This is a genomic window from Streptomyces olivochromogenes (genome assembly GCF_021538895.1).
GTDB classification, from domain to species: domain Bacteria; phylum Actinomycetota; class Actinomycetes; order Streptomycetales; family Streptomycetaceae; genus Streptomyces; species Streptomyces olivochromogenes_A.
Window position 1 is genome coordinate 91,153 of sequence record NZ_JADDRL010000007.1, and the last position, 16,142, is coordinate 107,294.

Here is a 16,142-nt window from a genome sequence, read left to right on the forward strand (position 1 = left end):
CGTACCCGCATTGGCTCCCCACATGGGGGGAAGATGCGGGATCATGTCTGGCATGACCGAGGTGTCCTCGCTCACAGGGCGGCTGCTCGTGGCTACGCCCGCCCTGGCGGACCCGAACTTCGACCGTGCGGTGGTGCTCCTTCTCGACCACGACGAGGAGGGCTCCCTCGGTGTCGTCCTCAATCGTCCGACCCCGGTGGACGTGAGCGACATCCTGGAGGGCTGGGCGGCTCTCACCGGTGAGCCCGGTGTCGTCTTCCAGGGCGGTCCGGTGTCGCTGGACTCGGCACTCGGTGTCGCGGTCATCCCCGGCGGCGCCTCCGGCGACCGCACCCCGCTCGGCTGGCGCCGGGTGCACGGAGCGATCGGCCTGGTCGATCTGGAGGCCCCGCCCGAGCTGCTCGCCTCGGCCCTCGGCTCCTTGCGAATCTTCGCCGGATACGCCGGCTGGGGCCCCGGTCAGCTGGAGGACGAGCTGGTGGAGGGCGCCTGGTACGTGGTGGAGTCCGAGCCGGGCGACGTGTCCTCCCCGGCGCCGGAGCGGCTGTGGCGCGAGGTGCTGCGCCGGCAGCGCAGCGAGCTGGCGATGGTGGCCACCTATCCGGACGACCCGACACTCAACTGATGTCCCGGGGCTTCAGTACCCTTGGCGGCATGAGCACTCTTGAGCCCGAGCGCGGGACTGGTACGGGGACCCTCGTAGAGCCGACGCCACAGGTGTCCCACGGCGACGGCGACCACGAGCGCTTCGCCCACTATGTCCAGAAGGACAAGATCATGGCGAGCGCCCTCGACGGCACCCCCGTCGTGGCGCTGTGCGGCAAGGTGTGGGTGCCGGGTCGTGACCCGAAGAAGTACCCCGTGTGCCCCATGTGCAAGGAGATCTACGAGTCCATGGGCAGCGGCGACGAGGGCGGCGACGACAAGAAGTAACCGGTCCCTCTCCGGCTGAGACTCGCAGGGCCCCCGGCACGCTTCGGCGTGCTCCGGGGGCCTTTGTCATGGTGTGGCGTTGCGTGGAGTGCGTCCGCCGGTCACAGAGTGGTCGAGACCTCTTGTCGGCATGTTCATGTTGTCCCTAGCCTCTGTGTGTTGTGCAGAGTGAAACTGCTGTTGCGCATGTTGCAATGACCTCCAGGAGGGGCACTCCATGAAACGGGCAGCAGTAATTCGGCCGTTACTTCTCCCGTGGCTTTCTCTTGGCGGGCAAAGTGGTGATCGCCTCGACGCTGATCGCGTTTCTCGCCGCGGCCGTCGTGACCGCCGCGCCGGGATTCCGCTTCCGCCTCCGGTTCCGTTTCCGGACCGCGCACGAACTCGCTGCTCTTCCAAGTCCTTCATCATCGGCGGCACTTCGCGGTCGACCGACCCAGCCGATGGCCCTGCTGGTCTTCTGCAAGCTCATCTTCTTCGTGCTCGTCCAGCGACGACCGGTGTCGGGACTGGGTGCGGCGGTAAAGGACTGACGTGATGGATCTGATTCCGGCGCCGCGCGCCGTCGAGGGCCCGATGCGCTGTGGCTTCCTGTTCGACCGGGACACCACCCTGTGGGCCGCCCCGGGCACGGACACCACGGAACGCTGGCTGCGCTCCACCCTCGGCGCGGCCCTCGGCCTGCCGCTGCGGCCGGGTCCGCGGGACGCCTCCAACTCCGTACAACTGCAGCTGGACGACGCGCTGGAGCCGGAGGCCTACCGGCTCGACGCCGTCGCCACCTGGGGCGTGCGGATCCGCGGCGGCGACCCGGCCGGGGTCTTCTGGGGCGCCCAGACCCTGCGCCAACTGCTCGGCCCCGAGGCCTTCCGACGCGCCCCCGTACGATCCGGCATCACCCACGGAATCGCCCACCAGAGCATCGAGGACGGTCCCCGATTCCGCTGGCGCGGTCTCCTGCTCGACGTCTCCCGGCACTTCATGCCCAAGGACGGAGTCCTGCGCTACCTGGACCTGATGGCCGCGCACAAACTCAATGTCTTCCACTTCCACCTGACGGACGACCAGGGCTGGCGGATCGAGATCGCACGCCACCCGAGGCTGACCGAGACCGGCTCCTGGCGGACGCGCACGAAATTCGGCCACCGGGCCTCGCCGTTGTGGGAGGAGAAGCCGCACGGGGGCTACTACACCCAGGACGACATCCGCGAGATCGTCGCCTATGCCGCCGAGCGGCATATCACCGTGGTCCCCGAAATCGACGTACCGGGCCACTCGCAGGCCGCCATCGCCGCGTATCCGGAACTCGGCAACACCGACGTCATCGACACCACCGCCCTCTCCGTCCTGGACGACTGGGGGATCTCCACGAACGTACTCGCCCCCACTGACAACACCCTGCGCTTCTACGAGGGGGTGTTCGAGGAAGTCCTCGACCTGTTCCCCTCGGAGTTCATTCACGTGGGCGGCGACGAATGCCCCAAGGACCAGTGGAGGCGGTCGCCCGCCGCGCAGGCGCGCATCAAGGAACTAGGGCTCGCGGACGAGGACGAGTTGCAGTCCTGGTTCATCGGTCACTTCGCGAAGTGGCTGTCCGCGCGCGGGCGCAGACTCATCGGCTGGGACGAGATCCTCGAAGGTGGCCTCCCCGACGGCACGGCCGTGTCGTCCTGGCGCGGCTACCAGGGCGGGATCGCGGCCGCGCGGGCCGGACACGACGTCGTCATGTGCCCCCAGCAGCAGGTGTATCTGGACTACCGGCAGGCCGCGGGCGACGACGAACCCGTCCCCATCGGGTACGTCCGCACCCTGGAGGATGTCTACCGCTTCGAGCCGGTTCCACCGGAACTGCACGAACCGGGAATCCGCCATGTGCTGGGCACCCAGGCGAACCTGTGGACCGAGGTGATGGAGGACCACGCACGCGTGGACTACCAGGCGTTCCCCCGGCTCGCCGCCTTCGCCGAGGTGGCCTGGAGCGCCCTGCCCGCCCCCGCGGAACGGGACTTCGCGGATTTCGAACGCCGCATGGCCGCCCACTACGGGCGACTCGACGCCCTGGGGGTCGCCTACCGGCGGCCCGCCGGCCCGCGCCCCTGGCAGCGGCGCCCCGGTGTGCTCGGGCGTCCCATCGAGGGGCTGCCTCCGAACACGTAATGGAAAAAGACCTCAAGGGTCACCGAAGAGTGTCAATCGCCATGCTCCGGTGATGATGGGCGAAATCGGACCATCTCCCTGATGAGGTGGGCGAATGCCTCCTAGCGGACCCCCGCGTTCGAGTGTTGCGATGATGTGCCAGAGTTGCCACGTCCGCCCTGTCAGCACGTACCGTACGGCAACACAGGTGGGACCAGGTGGGGCAGCGGGAAGGGGCAGCCGGTTTGACCACGCACGCACCGCAGGCGGCGCAGGCCGTCACGCTGCCCACGACTCTGGACGAGGCCGTGGCGGCGCTCACCGCCATGCCCGCCGCCGTTCCCGTCGCGGGCGGCACCGATCTCATGGCCGCCGTCAACTCCGGACAGCTCAGGCCCGCCGCCCTGGTGGGTCTCGGGCGGATCAGCGAGATCCGCGGCTGGCAGTACCAGGACGGCCACGCGCTGCTCGGCGCCGGCCTCACGCACGCCCGCATGGGCCGCCCCGACTTCGCGGCCCTGATCCCGGCGCTCGCCGCCGCCGCGCGCGCCGCGGGCCCGCCGCACATCCGCAACGCGGGCACCCTGGGCGGCAACATCGCCTCCGCCGCGCCCACCGGCGACGCGCTCCCGGTGCTGGCCGCCCTGGAGGCGGCGCTGATCATCGCCGGCCCGGGCGGTACGGGCCGGGAGATCCCGGTGTCGCACCTGCTGGCGGGCGTGGAGATGCTGCGCGCCGGCGAACTCATCGGCTACGTGCGCGTGCCGCTGCTGCACGCTCCGCAGGTCTTCCTGAAGGCGACCGGCCGGACCGGGCCGGGCCGTGCGGTCGCCTCCGTGGCCCTCGTCCTCGATCCCGCCCGGCGCGGAGTGCGGTGCGCCGTCGGCGCCATAGCGCCCATGCCGCTCAGGCCCCTGGAGGCCGAGCAGTGGGTCGCCCAGCTCATCGACTGGGACAACGACCGGGCGATCGTCCCCGAGGCGCTGAACGCCTTCGGGGAGTACGTCGCCTCGGCCTGCATCCCCGACCCGGCCCCGGAGCAGGACGGATCCGTGCCGGCGCTTCCGCCCGCCGTACTGCACCTGCGGCGCACCGTCGCCGCGCTGGCCCGACGAGCACTGGGGAGGGCGCTGTCGTGACCGACGACCAGCACGGGGACGGCACGTCGCGGGGGCGCTGGGATCCGCTGCCCCAGGGCGACTACGACGACGGCGCCACCGCCTTCGTGAAGCTTCCGGAGGGCGGCATCGACGCCCTCCTGGCCGCCGACAGCCCGCTCGCCGCGCCCGGCCACGGGTACGTGCCGCCGCAGATAACGGTGGCTCCCGCCACGAACGCCGGGACCGATCCGGCGGCCACGGGCACCTGGACCATGCCGGCCGACGGCACCCAGTGGCCCGACCCGAACGCCGTGCCCCAGGACGCGGGCGCGGACGACCGGTTCACGTACCACCCCGCCGCCACCCAGCAGTGGACCTTCGAGGAGCCCCCGCCCGCGCCGGCGCCCGCCCCCGGCCACGACGTGACCGGCCAGTGGTCCATCCCCGTCGCGGGCGGCGACCTTCCGGACGAATCGGGCGAGTTCACCACGTCCTCGCTGGTCGAGCAGTGGGGCGGCACCCCGCCGGCCACCCTCCCCGGCGGCGCGTCCGCGCCCTGGGCGACCGAGCCGGCGGACCGGTCCTGGGACCACCGGCAGACGGGTCCGGGGACCGAGTCCGAAGCGCCGGCGGGACACCCGCGCGCGGGCGGACAGCCGGCGGACACACGGCCGGGCGAGGCCCGGACCCAGGAACACGCGCCCGCATCGGGCGCCGACCGCCCCGGCACCGGCGCCCCGTTCGCGGGCGGCTACCCGGAACCGCCGACCGACGGCGACACCGGGACGCTCTCCGGGCACGCCACCGGGACGATGCCCGGGCACGACACCGGCACCTCGGCCGGGCAGGGCCACGACACGTTCGCCGGGCGGAGCCACGACACGCTGGGCGGCCGGGGTTCCGAGACGCTGGGCGGCCAGCGGCACGACACGCCGGCCGCGCAGAGCCACGACACCTTGGCCGGACGCGGTTCCGACACGCTGGGCGGCCGGGGTTCCGACACCCTCGCCGGGCGGAGTCACGACACGCCGGCCGGGCAGAGCCACGACACTCTGGCGGGGCAGGGTCACGACACCCTGACCGGGCGGAGCTCCGACACCTTGGCCGGACGCGGAGCCGGCGTCGTCGCCGGGCACCCCGTGCACGAGGCGGACGCGGCGCGCGAGCCGGCCGAAGACGCCGAGTCGGGCGAGGCGTTCGCGGCGAGGGAGGCCGACGCCGCCCGCGGGGCCGAGGAGGCCTCTGAGGGGCCCTCTGGGCGCCCCGTGGACCCCGATGCCACCCCGGATGCCGAACTCGCCCCGGAGGCCGGGGAAACGGCTGCGACGGACGCCGAGTCCGACGACGCGGCGGGCTCCGTCCCGCCGCACGACGACCACCCCCTCGCCGCCTACGTCCTGCGCGTCAACGGCGTCGAGCGCCCCGTCTCCGACGCCTGGATCGGCGAGTCCCTGCTGTACGTGCTGCGCGAGCGGCTCGGACTCGCCGGCGCCAAGGACGGCTGCTCGCAGGGCGAGTGCGGGGCGTGCAACGTCCAGGTGGACGGGCGGCTCGTCGCCTCCTGCCTGGTGCCCGCGGTCACCGCGGCCGGCAGCGAGGTCCGTACGGTCGAGGGACTCGCCGTCGACGGACAGTCCTCGGACGTGCAGCGGGCGCTCGCCAAGTGCGGCGCGGTGCAGTGCGGGTTCTGCGTGCCGGGCATGGCGATGACCGTGCACGACCTCCTGGAGGGCAACCCGGCGCCGACCGAACTGGAGGCCCGCCAGGCCCTGTGCGGCAACCTGTGCCGCTGCTCCGGCTACCGGGGCGTCCTGGACGCGGTCCAGGAGGTCGTCGCCGAACGCGAGGCGTCCGCCGCGGCGGACGCCGAGACGGACGCCGACGGGGCACGCATCCCGCACCAGGCAGGTCCCGGAGCCGGCGGCGTCAACCCCTCGGCGTTCGAGGCACACGGCTCACCCGTCGCGCACGACCGGCACTACGGCCAGGACGGAGGCCAGGCGTGAGCAACGACGCCGCCACCGCGGACGCCCCCGACGCCCCCGAGGGCCCGCCGCACGGCCTCGGCTCCTCCCTGCCGCCGGCCGACGCCCGCGCCAAGACCGAGGGCACGTTCCCGTACGCGGCCGACCTGTGGGCCGAGGGCCTGCTGTGGGCGGCCGTCCTGCGCTCCCCGCACCCGCATGCGCGCATCGTGTCCATCGACACCTCCCACGCGCGCGAGATGCCGGGCGTACGGGCCGTCGTGACCCACGAGGACGTGCCCGGCACCCCGCGCCACGGCCGGGGCACCCCCGACCGCCCGGTGTTCGCCTCCGAGGTCGTGCGCCACCACGGCGAGCCCATCGCCGCCGTCGCCGCCGACCACCCGGACACCGCGCGGATGGCCGCCGCGGCCGTCATCGTCGAGTACGAGGTGCTCGACCCGGTGACCGACCCGGAGCAGGCCTTCGAGGCCGAACCGCTGCACCCCGACGGCAACCTGATCCGGCACATCCCGCTGCACCACGGCGACCCGGAGGCGGCCGCCGAGATCGTCGTCGAGGGCCTGTACCGCATCGGCCGCCAAGACCCCGCCCCCATAGGGGCCGAGGCGGGCCTCGCCGTGCCCCGCCCCGACGGCGGCGTCGAGCTGTACCTGGCCTCCACCGACCCGCACGCCGACCGCAACTCGGCCGCCGCGTGCTACGGCCTGTCGCCTGAACGGGTGAAGATCGTGGTCACCGGTGTGCCCGGCGCCACCGCCGACCGCGAGGACCAGGGCTTCCAGATCCCGCTCGGCCTGCTGGCCCTGAAAACCGGCTGCCCGGTGAAGCTGACGGCGACCCGCGAGGAGTCCTTCCTCGGTCACGTCCACCGCCACCCGACCCTCCTGCGCTACCGCCACCACGCCGACGCCGAGGGCAAGCTGGTCAAGGTCGAGGCGCAGATCCTGCTGGACGCCGGCGCCTACGCCGACACCTCCGGCGAGGCCCTGGCCGCCGCCGTCTCCTTCGCCTGCGGTCCGTACGTCGTCCCGAACGCCTTCATCGAGGGCTGGGCCGTCCGCACCAACAACCCGCCCTCCGGCCATGTGCGCGGGGAGGGTGCCATGCAGGTGTGCGCCGCCTACGAGGCGCAGATGGACAAGCTCGCCAAGAAGGTCGGCCTGGACCCGGCCGAGCTGCGGCTGCGCAACGTCCTCGCGACCGGCGACGTCCTGCCCATCGGCCAGACGGTGACCTGCCCGGCCCCCGTCGCCGAACTCCTCCAGGCGGTACGGGACTTCCCGCTCCCGCAGCTTCCCAAGGACACCCCCGAGGACGAGTGGCTGCTGCCCGGCGGCCCCGAGGGCGCGGGCGAGCCGGGCGCGGTGCGCCGGGGCGTCGGCTACGGCCTGGGCATGGTGCACATGCTCGGCGCGGAGGGCGCCGACGAGGTCTCGACGGCGACGGTGAAGGTCCACGACGGCGTGGCCACCGTCCTGTGCGCGGCCGTGGAGAGCGGCCAGGGCTTCACCACGCTCGCCCGGCAGATCGTCCAGGACACGCTGGGCATCGACGAGGTGCACGTGGCGCCGGTCGACACCGACCAGCCCCCGGCGGGCGCGGGCTGCCGCGGCCGTCACACCTGGGTGTCCGGTGGTGCGGTGGAGCGGGCGGCGAAGATGGTCCGCACGCAGCTCCTGCAGCCCCTGGCGCACAAGTTCGGCATGTCCACCGAACTGCTGCAGATCACCGACGGCAAGATCACCTCGTACGACGGCGTGCTGTCGACCACCGTCACCGAGGCGCTGGACGGCAAGGAGCTGTGGGCCACCGCGCAGTGCCGCCCGCACCCCACCGAGCCGCTCAACGCCGACGGCCAGGGCGACGCCTTCGTCGGCCTCGCCTTCTGCGCGATCCGCGCGGTGGTGGACGTCGACATCGAGCTCGGCTCCGTGCGCGTCGTGGAGCTGGCCGTCGCCCAGGACGTGGGCCGGATCCTCAACCCGACGCAGCTCGCCGCGCGCATCGAGGCGGGCGTCACCCAGGGCGTCGGCATCGCGCTCACCGAGAATCTGCGCACCCCGCGCGGCCTGATCCGCCACCCCGACCTCACGGGCTACGCCCTCCCGACGGCCCTGGACGCCCCGGACATCCGGATCGTCAGGCTGATCGAGGAGCGGGACGTGGTCGCCCCCTTCGGCGCGAAGTCGGTCAGCGCGGTCCCGGTCGTGACCTCCCCGGCGGCCATCGCCTCCGCCGTGCGCGCCGCGACGGGCCGCCCGGTGAACCGCCTGCCGATCCGCCCGCAGGCGGCGGTGGTGACGACCGGCCAGTGAGCCCCCGCGGGCGATCGCGGGAGCCCCCCGTGTCCGGCGGCGCGTCCGGTGGCGTGTTCGTGCGGGTCACCCTGGGGCGGAACGGATGGGCGTCACCCGGCGTCTTGTGCCGAGGGCCCGTTGTCAGTGGTGCGGCGTAGTGTTCTGGTCAGTGGGGGACGGCCGCTTCCGACGGGAGGCCGGACGCCGGCCGTGACGTGCCCCGCCGGGGACTGTGCACGACGAGGTACGACCGAAATCGGGGGGAGCGATGAGCACGACCGACGCCGGTGTCGCGGCGATCACCCTGACCGAGGACCAACTCGGTCTGTACGTCACACACGCGCCGACGCGCGACCTGCTCACGGGTCCCGGACTGCCCGGCAGCAGCGGCCTGTTGACCTTCGAGCCGCTGCGCACGGCGGGCCTGCGCACCCTCGCGGACGCGACGGACGGCCCCTCACGGCTGGCGGAGGAGCTGCGCGACCGGCTGGTGATAGGGGAACTGGTCGGCCCGGCGGGCATGCTGCGCGAGGCGGTCCTGCTCGACGGCGGCACGGGCGAGATCAGCACCGCGCACCTCTTCGCCCCGGACCCGCTGCCTCTCGCGTCGTCCCTGGCGACCCTGCTGCGCTTCGCGGCGGTCACGGAGGAGCTGGCCGGTCTGCGCGGCCGTTTCGCCTCCTTCGCCGGGCAGTACGGCCCGAAGGTGGCGAGCGAGGTGTCCCGCCGGCTCCTCGCCCTCTTCGAGGAGGACGCCGACGGTCGGGTGCCGCCCTACTGGAAGGCGGCCGCGCTGATCCGCCCCCTCGCCCTGGCCGCGGGCCCCGGCGGGGACTTCGGCCTGACCCTGGACGTCCCGGCCCGCCTCCTGGACCAGGAGTTCGGACAGGGCCGGGTGGCCCGCTTCGAGGACGTCGACTTCCCGGCCACGCTCACCCACGAGCCGACCCGCCGCTTCCTGCGCGAGACCGGCCTGCCCGAGGACGCGGTCCTCTTCCGGCTGGACACGGACGTCCCCCTGCCGACCCTGACGGAGTACTACGAGGACGAGCGAGCCGGCGAATACCCCCTGGACGCCCTCCCGGCCCACGCCGACCACCTCATACGCCTCGGATACCTGGTCGAGGACAACAGCCTGGTGGTCGACGGCAGGACCGGCGCCGTCCTGAACTTCAGCGAGCCCGAGGCGAGCCTGAACCCCCTCAACACGGACGTCTCCACGCTCGCGTACACGCTCTGGCTCCTGCACCACGAGCGCACGATCGACGCCCACCTGGGCCATGAGCTGACCACCGAGGCCTACGCCCAGCTGGCCGCCACGATGCTCCACACCCTGGTGGCCGTCGACCCCACCGCCGCGACGACGGACGCCGCGTGCCACTACTGGACGGAGACCTTCCAGGACGAGGCGGGCGGCGTCCTGTGACCGTCGGTCGCGTCGTCCGCCCGTAGCGGGCACCCGGTACCGACCCGCGCACCGAGCTCGTCCCGCAGGGCGGCGAGTTCGGCCATCCGCTCGTCGATCACCCGGATCTTGTCCTCGAACAGTGCCGACAGCGCCGTGGCGGAGTCCGGCGCGTCCCGCAGTTCCGCACCGTGCCGGGCGATCTCGGCCAGCGAGAAGCCGAGGGCCTGGGCGGTGCGGACGTACAGCAGCCAGGGCACCGTTTCCGGCGGAAAGTCGCGGTAGCCGTTGGCCAGCCGCCGCCCCTCGACGAGGCCCACCTTCTCGTAGAAGCGAAGGGTGTCCCTGGTCATCCCGGTCTGCTCGGCCAGCTCACCGATACGCATGATCCCCCGTCGGATCGTGGGCTTGACCTTGGACAGTACTCCAGTGTTTAGCGTCGGGCGTCGTGAACCGACTCCTTTCGCCTTCCCGTCCCGCCTACCTCCGCCTCGTCCGGGCCAGCGCCTGGTACGACCTGGTCGTCACCGCCGGTTTCGCGACACCGTGGACCTACGCGCTGCTGCACGACGCCCTCTCCTCCCTGGGCGAGGCCACCGGCCTGGGCACCCTGCCCGCCCTCGACCCGATGCAGACCCTCTACGCGAACCTGATGGGCTCGGTCGTGGTGATCTGGTCCCTCCTGCGGATCACCCGCCCCCTCCCCGTCCACGGCCTCTACGACGGCGCCGCCCGCACCCTCTTCGCCCTGTGGCAGGCCTACGCCCTGACCACCCAGGGCCTCCCCGCCCTCCTGTGGCCCTTCTTCGCACTGGAGACAGCCTTCGGGGCCGCCCAACTCGTCCCGTGGTTGCGTCAGAGGGACTGGAGCAGTGCTGTGTAGGCTCCTTCCGCGCTCCTGCCCTCGGCCGTTCCCGCGGGGGTGTGGGACAGGAACTCGGCGGTCGTGCCGCTGAGCACCAGCCGTCCGGACGCCAGGATCGACACGTGGTCCGCCTCCTTGGCGAGATCGGCCACGTCGTGGGTGGACATCAGGACGCTCACGTCCTGTTTCAGGCTCGCCAGCAGGTCCCGGAAGACGCGGCGCTGACGCGGGTCCATGCCCGCCGTCGGCTCGTCCAGGAGCAGTACGCGCGCCTCGTGCACGAGGGCACAGGCCACGCCGACCCTGCGCAGTTGCCCTCCGGAGAGCCGGTCCGTCCTTTCCCTCGCGTTTCTGCCCATCTCCACACGGGCCAACGCCCGGGGTGCTTCGTCCCAGGCGGTGCGCCGGTTCATCCCCTTCAGCCACCCCGCGTAGGCGACGTACTCCCGCACGGTGAGTGAGGGCAGCGGGGTGATCGTCTGTGGCATCCAGGCCACCGCACGGCGGTAGTCCTTGGACCGCGCGGAGATGCCGTCGAGCGTCACCGTCCCCTTTCGGGGGGAGGTGACCCCCGCGGCGAGCTTCAGCAGGGTCGACTTTCCGGCGCCGTTGGGCCCGAGCAGGATCGTCAGTCCGCCCGGCAGCCGGTAGTCGAAGTCCGAGAGCACGGGACGCCGACGGCGGCCGTACCCATAGCTGCAGGATTCCAGTACGACGGTCATGCGGACCTCCGAGCGAAGATGAGATGTGCGCCGATCCCGGCGGCGAGCATCAGTGCGGCGCCGGCGGTGGCGTACCAGGTGTGGGCCGGTTCGAGCAGCACGGTCCACGGATACGGATCGTTCGGGCGGCGCAGACCGAACATGACCACCAACAGCGGCCACACCGCCGGCATCAGCACGGCGGAGCTGCCGAAGAGGGCGCCGCACAGCAGGGTGAGTCCCACCAGGAAAGCGGTGTTGCGGCCCAGGGACTCGGCGGCACGGGAACCGGTCGCGGCTGCCACGGCGGAACCCACCGGGGAGGTGAGCGCGACGACGCCGAGCGCGAGCAGAGCGTCGTACCCCCGCACCCACCGGGTTCCCGAGTCCTCCGCCGAGCCGAACCGTGATCCGAGGCAGTTGAACAGGATCGCCGCCGGTACGAGCGGCACGAAGATCATGGCCTGCACCCCTTCCGAGGTGCCCAGCGATATCGACGGCAGGTGAACCGGGCCGTCCTGGACGACGGCGGCCAGCAGGAGGAACAACAGGAGTCCGGCCGGCAGGTGAGTGTGCACCCGCCGCGCCTTGAGCCACCAGGTCATGACGTCCGCTCGCACGCGGAGGCGACGGTGCGCCGGAACCAGTTCGTCTGGTCCGCGACGTCCAGGTCGAGAACCTTGCCCACCCGCGCGCGCAGCAGCTCCCGCTTCCGCGCGGTGAAGTCGGGTTCGGTGGACAGGCGCCGGAGGTAGACATCGCCCTGGCCGACCTTCATGGACACCCAGTAGTAGACGAGGCGGGCGGGCTCCGTCGCGGGCGGCGCACACTCGAAGCGAACCGCCGCGCGGGCGACCTGGTAGGGCGTCGTACCCGCCGCGTGGCTCTCGCCGAGCGGGAAGTGCCAGTCGGTGGTCGTGGACGGCGCCGGGTACCGCACCGCGGCGAGCGTGTCCGTCAACGTGGCGGGGTGGGCGTCGATACCCGCTTTCCGGAGCTTTCGCAGGGCGGCCGTCACCTCTTCGCGCAAGGCGGGGAGTTCTGCGGCGTAGGCCGAGGGGGTGCAGATGCGCGGGCTGCCGTTCGTGCAGGACATCGATCCGTGACCCGTGCTCCGGGGCCCGATGTAGCTCCAGTCCTTGACGATGGCGTACCCGCCGCCGAAGCACGCCAGCGCCAGCGCCCCGGCGAGGGCGGCGCGCAACCACGGCCGGGGTATCCCCGACCAGAGCAGGGCCACCGCCGCGGCGGCGCCGACGCCCACGAGCAGGGGTGCCGCGATGGCCGGCGCGGTCGGCAGTTCGCCGAACAGCAGCCTGCCCGGGTAGAGGCTGGTGAGATGCCGGGGCCAGGCGACGGTGAGTCCTGTGGACCAGCCCAGGGCCAGGAAGTCGAGGACCGCGATCACCGGAACCGCCGCGATGTGCCGGATCGCGACTCCCCAGCCGAACCCGATCACCGCATGGGCCGCGCAGAGCAGCATGGCGAACACCACGAGTCCGGCTCCCGGCACATCCAGCGGGGTTCCCGTCTGGATCAGCCCGCACAGGACGGGAAGGAGCAGGACCAGCCAGGCCAGCGCGACCACAGGGACGAGGCTGTGCGCGGCGATGGCGTAGCGGGAGCGCACGGCGCCCCATTGCCAGACGTCCGCGTTGCCGAGCTTGCGTGCCTCCCAGGCACCCAGCGCCGCGGCGACCGCGTAGGCCACGGGTATCAGGTTGCGCAGCACCGCGTCGACGACGGTGGGCGCGTAGTCGATCGGATCGAGCCGCAGGTCGGATGTGATGTCCGTGAAGTAATAGGCGAGCACGAGCAGCAGGACGACGGGTGACACCCACAGCGCGCTGCTGGACCGGATTCGGGCGAGCGGTTTCAAGGGGTTCCTCGTGGGGCTCGGGACGGGCTGAGGCGCGGCGTGCCCCACGGGGCAGCGCCGCGCCTCGGACCGAAGGTCAGCTGTCGGCCTTGGTGGTGTCGACGTAGACCGACTTCACGTTGAGGAGGCAGCAGCTCCCGCCCTGACCGACCTTGGAGGTCTCGAAGTAGAAGTCCGGCTCGGTGGGCAGCCCGGTCCACTCACCGTTGCTCGTGTAGGAGGCGCCGTTGAAGCAGTTGGTGAAGGTCTTGGAGCCGTAGTAGTCGTTGGACGACAGCGCGTCGTAGTCCCACAGCTGGACGACGACCTGCTTCGTGGTGGCGTACTGAGCCGTGCACCCGGTGAACTGGACCTGGCTGTAGCTCTCGTCGGCCCAGGTGCGGGAGGTGTCGCCGTCCGTCCAAGAGTTGATGTAGCTCGACCAGTTGGCCCAGGCGCCCGGCGCCGCGGCAAGAACGGCGGCGGCGGCCAGGCCGGCCACGGTGGAGACGCGCTTGATTGATGTGCCCGACATACGGGTTCCCCAGTCCTCCACCCGGCGCCATGCTTTCCATGATCACTTCCGGGTGGATCGGCGGGAACCTACTGTTTAAATGATCTTTACGTCAACTTTCAGCCAGCGTGGCTTGTTGTTTGGCTACCGTTTGCCGTGATGAGGGGGTGTTGATCACGGTGGGGCTCGGCTCTGCCCCCCCCACCGGACGCCTCCGTCACGCGCGGCGATCACCGGGTCGCCTCCACCGGTGACGTGTACCGGGAGCACTTCGTGCTCAACAGTGCCCGCACGGGCGGCTCCTGGACCGACACGAAGATCTTCACCGGCTGGAAGACCCGCACCCGGATCATCGCGCCGGGCGACGTCACCGGCGACTACCTGCCCGACCTCCTGTCGGTGGACTCCGGCGGGACCATGTGGATCTACCCCGGCAAGGGCAACGGCACCTTCGGCGCCCGCTTCTCCGTGCGCACCGGCTGGAACCAGTACAACTCCGTGCGCGGTCACGGCGATTTCACCGGTGACGGCAGGGCCGACCTGCTCGCCCGCCAGGCCGGCACCGGCGACCTGTACCTGTACAAGGGCACCGGCAAGACCGGCTCCGCGGCCTTCTCCTCCCGGATCAAGGTGCGCAGCGCCTGGACCGGCTACAACGCCTTCGACGCGGTCGGCGACATCAGCGGCGACGGCATCGCCGACTTCCTGGCCCGCACCCCCGGCGGCACGCTCTACCTCTACAAGGGCACCGCCAAGGCCACCAGCGAGATCTTCGCCCCGCGGGTATCGGTCGGCAACGGCTTCCAGTACTACGACATCTGGGGCTGAGAACCACAGGTGAGCGAGGCATTTTGCCTGCTCGGAGTAGTGGAGGCCGTGGCGGGAATCGAACCCGCGTAACCCGCTTTGCAGTCTACTCACGCAGCCAGGGACTCGTACCGAGTCTGACCAGGCTCGCCCCCTCGGTCAAGCGGCTCAGATGAGGTGAGGTGACTTACCCAACAGCGGGCACTGACGGCCGTACGGGAGACTCCGGCAACGAGGTATATTTGGACACGTTGTTCGGGCCGCTCCGAGAGCGGTAGCCCCATCTGGTCCGTGACATACAGCGGGCAGGGCTCTTCAAGTCGAACGTGACAAAGGAAATGAGACAGAGACAGGAAATGACCATGGAAGGCCAGAGGTTTGGCCGGACGCGGTATGTCTCTGTGCATGCCCGAGCCGGTCGGTAATACCCGGTTCGAGCAACCCGCACGGACCGGTCCCATCGAGTAGTTGGGAAGCCGGAGACGGGATGAAGAAGCTGTTCAAGATCCTTGGCGTGGTGAGCGCTGTCTTGCTGGGGATCGCTATCGTGGCTCACGATCTGAGCACGGCGACAACTCTGACGCTTAACTCCTTCGCTGAGATTCGCGACGCATGGAGGCAGTTCAGCACCGAGTAGCCGACTCTGGGAGCCGTGTCTCTGTAGAGATCGTTCACGCGCTACCCGACACCAGAACGTGCAAGAAGCCTCGCTGCGACCTGGAACGCCCCGATGGCGGTCCGCGTAGCGGGGCTTCTTGCTGGGCAGAGAAGCACGTCAGCTCTTGGAGACGAACGACCCTTGCCCGAGCACGGTGTAGAGCCTGCCCTCTTCCCTGAGAGCCGCTACGGCTTTCTGGACGGTCGACGGAGCTACGTCCAGCTCGGTAGCAAGCTCCACCACGGCAGGGAATCGCTCCCCAGGGGCGTATGTACCTGAGTCCAGCCGTCGGCGTAGCTCAGCAGCAACCTGAGGCCATACGGGCTTGCTGCGGTCAAGATCCATACAACCGAGCATCCGTGAGTACGCGCATTCACGCGACCGCGTATACGCGTATGCGCGTATCCTCGGCCGAGGAAGGACCCCCGCGACAGGGCGAACTGTCCGGGGGCGTGACCGACTGCTAGGAGTCGATATGGCAGAGCGTAGCGTCGTACGGCTGTTGCCCTGGAGCGGACCAGAGGGGAAGCGGGCACACCTGATCACTGACGGAAGCCCAACCATGCTGTCTCTGCTGGCAGACAGGATCGAGAGCCAGCAGATCGAAACGGCAACCGTCATCGTGGAGTTGGCACGACCCATGGTCGGAGAGGAAGCCAAGCTGACGGCAGATGAGCTGAGGTGGATTGCCAGCCGTCTCATCGAGAGCCTGACGGACGTACTGCACATCGCTGAGAGCCGGGGGCAGAGGATTCCCGACTACGAGGAGAGCGGGGAGTAGCAGTCATCCCTCAGGAAGCCCCTGGATACCTCTGTACGGCGTCCAGGGGCTCTCTCGTATCCGTTCCTCTGTTATCCCTCAAGTCAGGGTCCAACGGGC

At 71.0% G+C, this 16,142-nt stretch carries 16 protein-coding genes and 2 pseudogenes; 12 read left to right on the plus strand and 6 right to left on the minus strand.

The window, feature by feature from the left end; translation table 11 throughout:
- Window positions 1-52: 52 nt before the first annotated feature.
- The 8 genes and pseudogenes from IPZ69_RS05390 to IPZ69_RS05425 all read left to right on the plus strand — a co-directional run bounded on the left by IPZ69_RS05390 (window position 53) and on the right by IPZ69_RS05425 (window position 9,880).
- Window positions 53-625, plus strand: coding sequence for a YqgE/AlgH family protein (locus IPZ69_RS05390; protein WP_235452827.1), 573 nt, complete (start codon window positions 53-55; stop codon window positions 623-625).
- Window positions 626-654: 29 nt separating this feature from the next.
- The gene (locus IPZ69_RS05395) at window positions 655-933 is read left to right on the plus strand and encodes a DUF3039 domain-containing protein (protein ID WP_235452699.1); all 279 of its coding nucleotides are present in this window, start codon (window positions 655-657) and stop codon (window positions 931-933) included.
- A 236-nt stretch (window positions 934-1,169) separates the two neighbouring features.
- Window positions 1,170-1,466, plus strand: a pseudogene (locus IPZ69_RS47695) (hypothetical protein); the annotation flags it as partial.
- A gap of 4 nt (window positions 1,467-1,470) precedes the next feature.
- Window positions 1,471-3,090, plus strand: a complete 1,620-nt coding sequence (locus IPZ69_RS05405; protein WP_235452700.1) for a beta-N-acetylhexosaminidase — start codon at window positions 1,471-1,473, stop codon at window positions 3,088-3,090.
- 224 nt (window positions 3,091-3,314) lie between these two features.
- Window positions 3,315-4,208, plus strand: coding sequence for an FAD binding domain-containing protein (locus IPZ69_RS05410; RefSeq protein WP_235452703.1), 894 nt, complete (start codon window positions 3,315-3,317; stop codon window positions 4,206-4,208).
- Window positions 4,205-6,175, plus strand: a complete 1,971-nt coding sequence (locus IPZ69_RS05415; RefSeq protein WP_235452705.1) for a 2Fe-2S iron-sulfur cluster-binding protein — start codon at window positions 4,205-4,207, stop codon at window positions 6,173-6,175. The genes IPZ69_RS05410 and IPZ69_RS05415 overlap by 4 nt, the downstream gene beginning before the upstream one ends.
- Window positions 6,172-8,472, plus strand: a complete 2,301-nt coding sequence (locus tag IPZ69_RS05420) for a xanthine dehydrogenase family protein molybdopterin-binding subunit (protein ID WP_235452707.1) — start codon at window positions 6,172-6,174, stop codon at window positions 8,470-8,472. Before IPZ69_RS05415 ends, IPZ69_RS05420 begins: the two co-directional genes overlap by 4 nt.
- A gap of 250 nt (window positions 8,473-8,722) precedes the next feature.
- Window positions 8,723-9,880: an SUKH-4 family immunity protein gene (locus tag IPZ69_RS05425; protein WP_235452710.1), complete on the plus strand. Its 1,158-nt coding sequence runs from the start codon at window positions 8,723-8,725 to the stop codon at window positions 9,878-9,880.
- Here IPZ69_RS05425 and IPZ69_RS05430 read toward each other — a convergent pair.
- Window positions 9,835-10,245, minus strand: coding sequence for a MerR family transcriptional regulator (locus IPZ69_RS05430; protein ID WP_235452713.1), 411 nt, complete (start codon window positions 10,243-10,245; stop codon window positions 9,835-9,837). The genes IPZ69_RS05425 and IPZ69_RS05430 overlap by 46 nt on opposite strands.
- A 62-nt stretch (window positions 10,246-10,307) precedes the next feature.
- Here IPZ69_RS05430 and IPZ69_RS05435 point away from each other — a divergent pair, with 62 nt between their 5' ends.
- A complete protein-coding gene (locus IPZ69_RS05435; protein WP_235452716.1) occupies window positions 10,308-10,742 on the plus strand; it encodes a hypothetical protein in 435 nt (144 codons plus the stop codon).
- Here the strand turns inward: IPZ69_RS05435 and IPZ69_RS05440 are convergent.
- From IPZ69_RS05440 to IPZ69_RS05455, 4 genes are all read right to left on the minus strand, one after another.
- Window positions 10,715-11,446, minus strand: coding sequence for an ATP-binding cassette domain-containing protein (locus IPZ69_RS05440; protein WP_235452719.1), 732 nt, complete (start codon window positions 11,444-11,446; stop codon window positions 10,715-10,717). The genes IPZ69_RS05435 and IPZ69_RS05440 overlap by 28 nt on opposite strands.
- Window positions 11,443-12,045 (minus strand): hypothetical protein, encoded by a 603-nt coding sequence (locus IPZ69_RS05445; protein WP_235452722.1) that lies wholly within the window; start codon window positions 12,043-12,045, stop codon window positions 11,443-11,445. Before IPZ69_RS05445 ends, IPZ69_RS05440 begins: the two co-directional genes overlap by 4 nt.
- Complete coding sequence (locus IPZ69_RS05450) at window positions 12,027-13,304, minus strand: hypothetical protein (protein ID WP_235452725.1); 1,278 nt, start codon at window positions 13,302-13,304, stop codon at window positions 12,027-12,029. The genes IPZ69_RS05445 and IPZ69_RS05450 overlap by 19 nt, the downstream gene beginning before the upstream one ends.
- Window positions 13,305-13,380: 76 nt before the next feature.
- Window positions 13,381-13,818 (minus strand): hypothetical protein, encoded by a 438-nt coding sequence (locus IPZ69_RS05455; RefSeq protein WP_235452727.1) that lies wholly within the window; start codon window positions 13,816-13,818, stop codon window positions 13,381-13,383.
- 210 nt (window positions 13,819-14,028) lie between these two features.
- Here IPZ69_RS05455 and IPZ69_RS05460 point away from each other — a divergent pair.
- Both IPZ69_RS05460 and IPZ69_RS05465 read left to right on the plus strand, forming a co-directional pair.
- Window positions 14,029-14,625, plus strand: a pseudogene (locus IPZ69_RS05460) (FG-GAP repeat domain-containing protein); the annotation flags it as partial.
- A gap of 466 nt (window positions 14,626-15,091) precedes the next feature.
- Window positions 15,092-15,241, plus strand: a complete 150-nt coding sequence (locus tag IPZ69_RS05465; protein WP_235452730.1) for a hypothetical protein — start codon at window positions 15,092-15,094, stop codon at window positions 15,239-15,241.
- A 138-nt stretch (window positions 15,242-15,379) separates the two neighbouring features.
- On the opposite strand, the gene IPZ69_RS47345 is transcribed toward IPZ69_RS05465, so the two are convergent.
- Entirely contained in the window at window positions 15,380-15,904 is a 525-nt protein-coding gene (locus tag IPZ69_RS47345) for a GntR family transcriptional regulator (protein ID WP_308407428.1), read from the minus strand.
- Here IPZ69_RS47345 and IPZ69_RS05475 point away from each other — a divergent pair.
- Entirely contained in the window at window positions 15,825-16,043 is a 219-nt protein-coding gene (locus IPZ69_RS05475) for a hypothetical protein (protein ID WP_235452734.1), read from the plus strand. The two genes, IPZ69_RS47345 and IPZ69_RS05475, sit on opposite strands and share 80 nt — an antisense overlap.
- The last annotated feature ends 99 nt before the right edge of the window (window positions 16,044-16,142 follow it).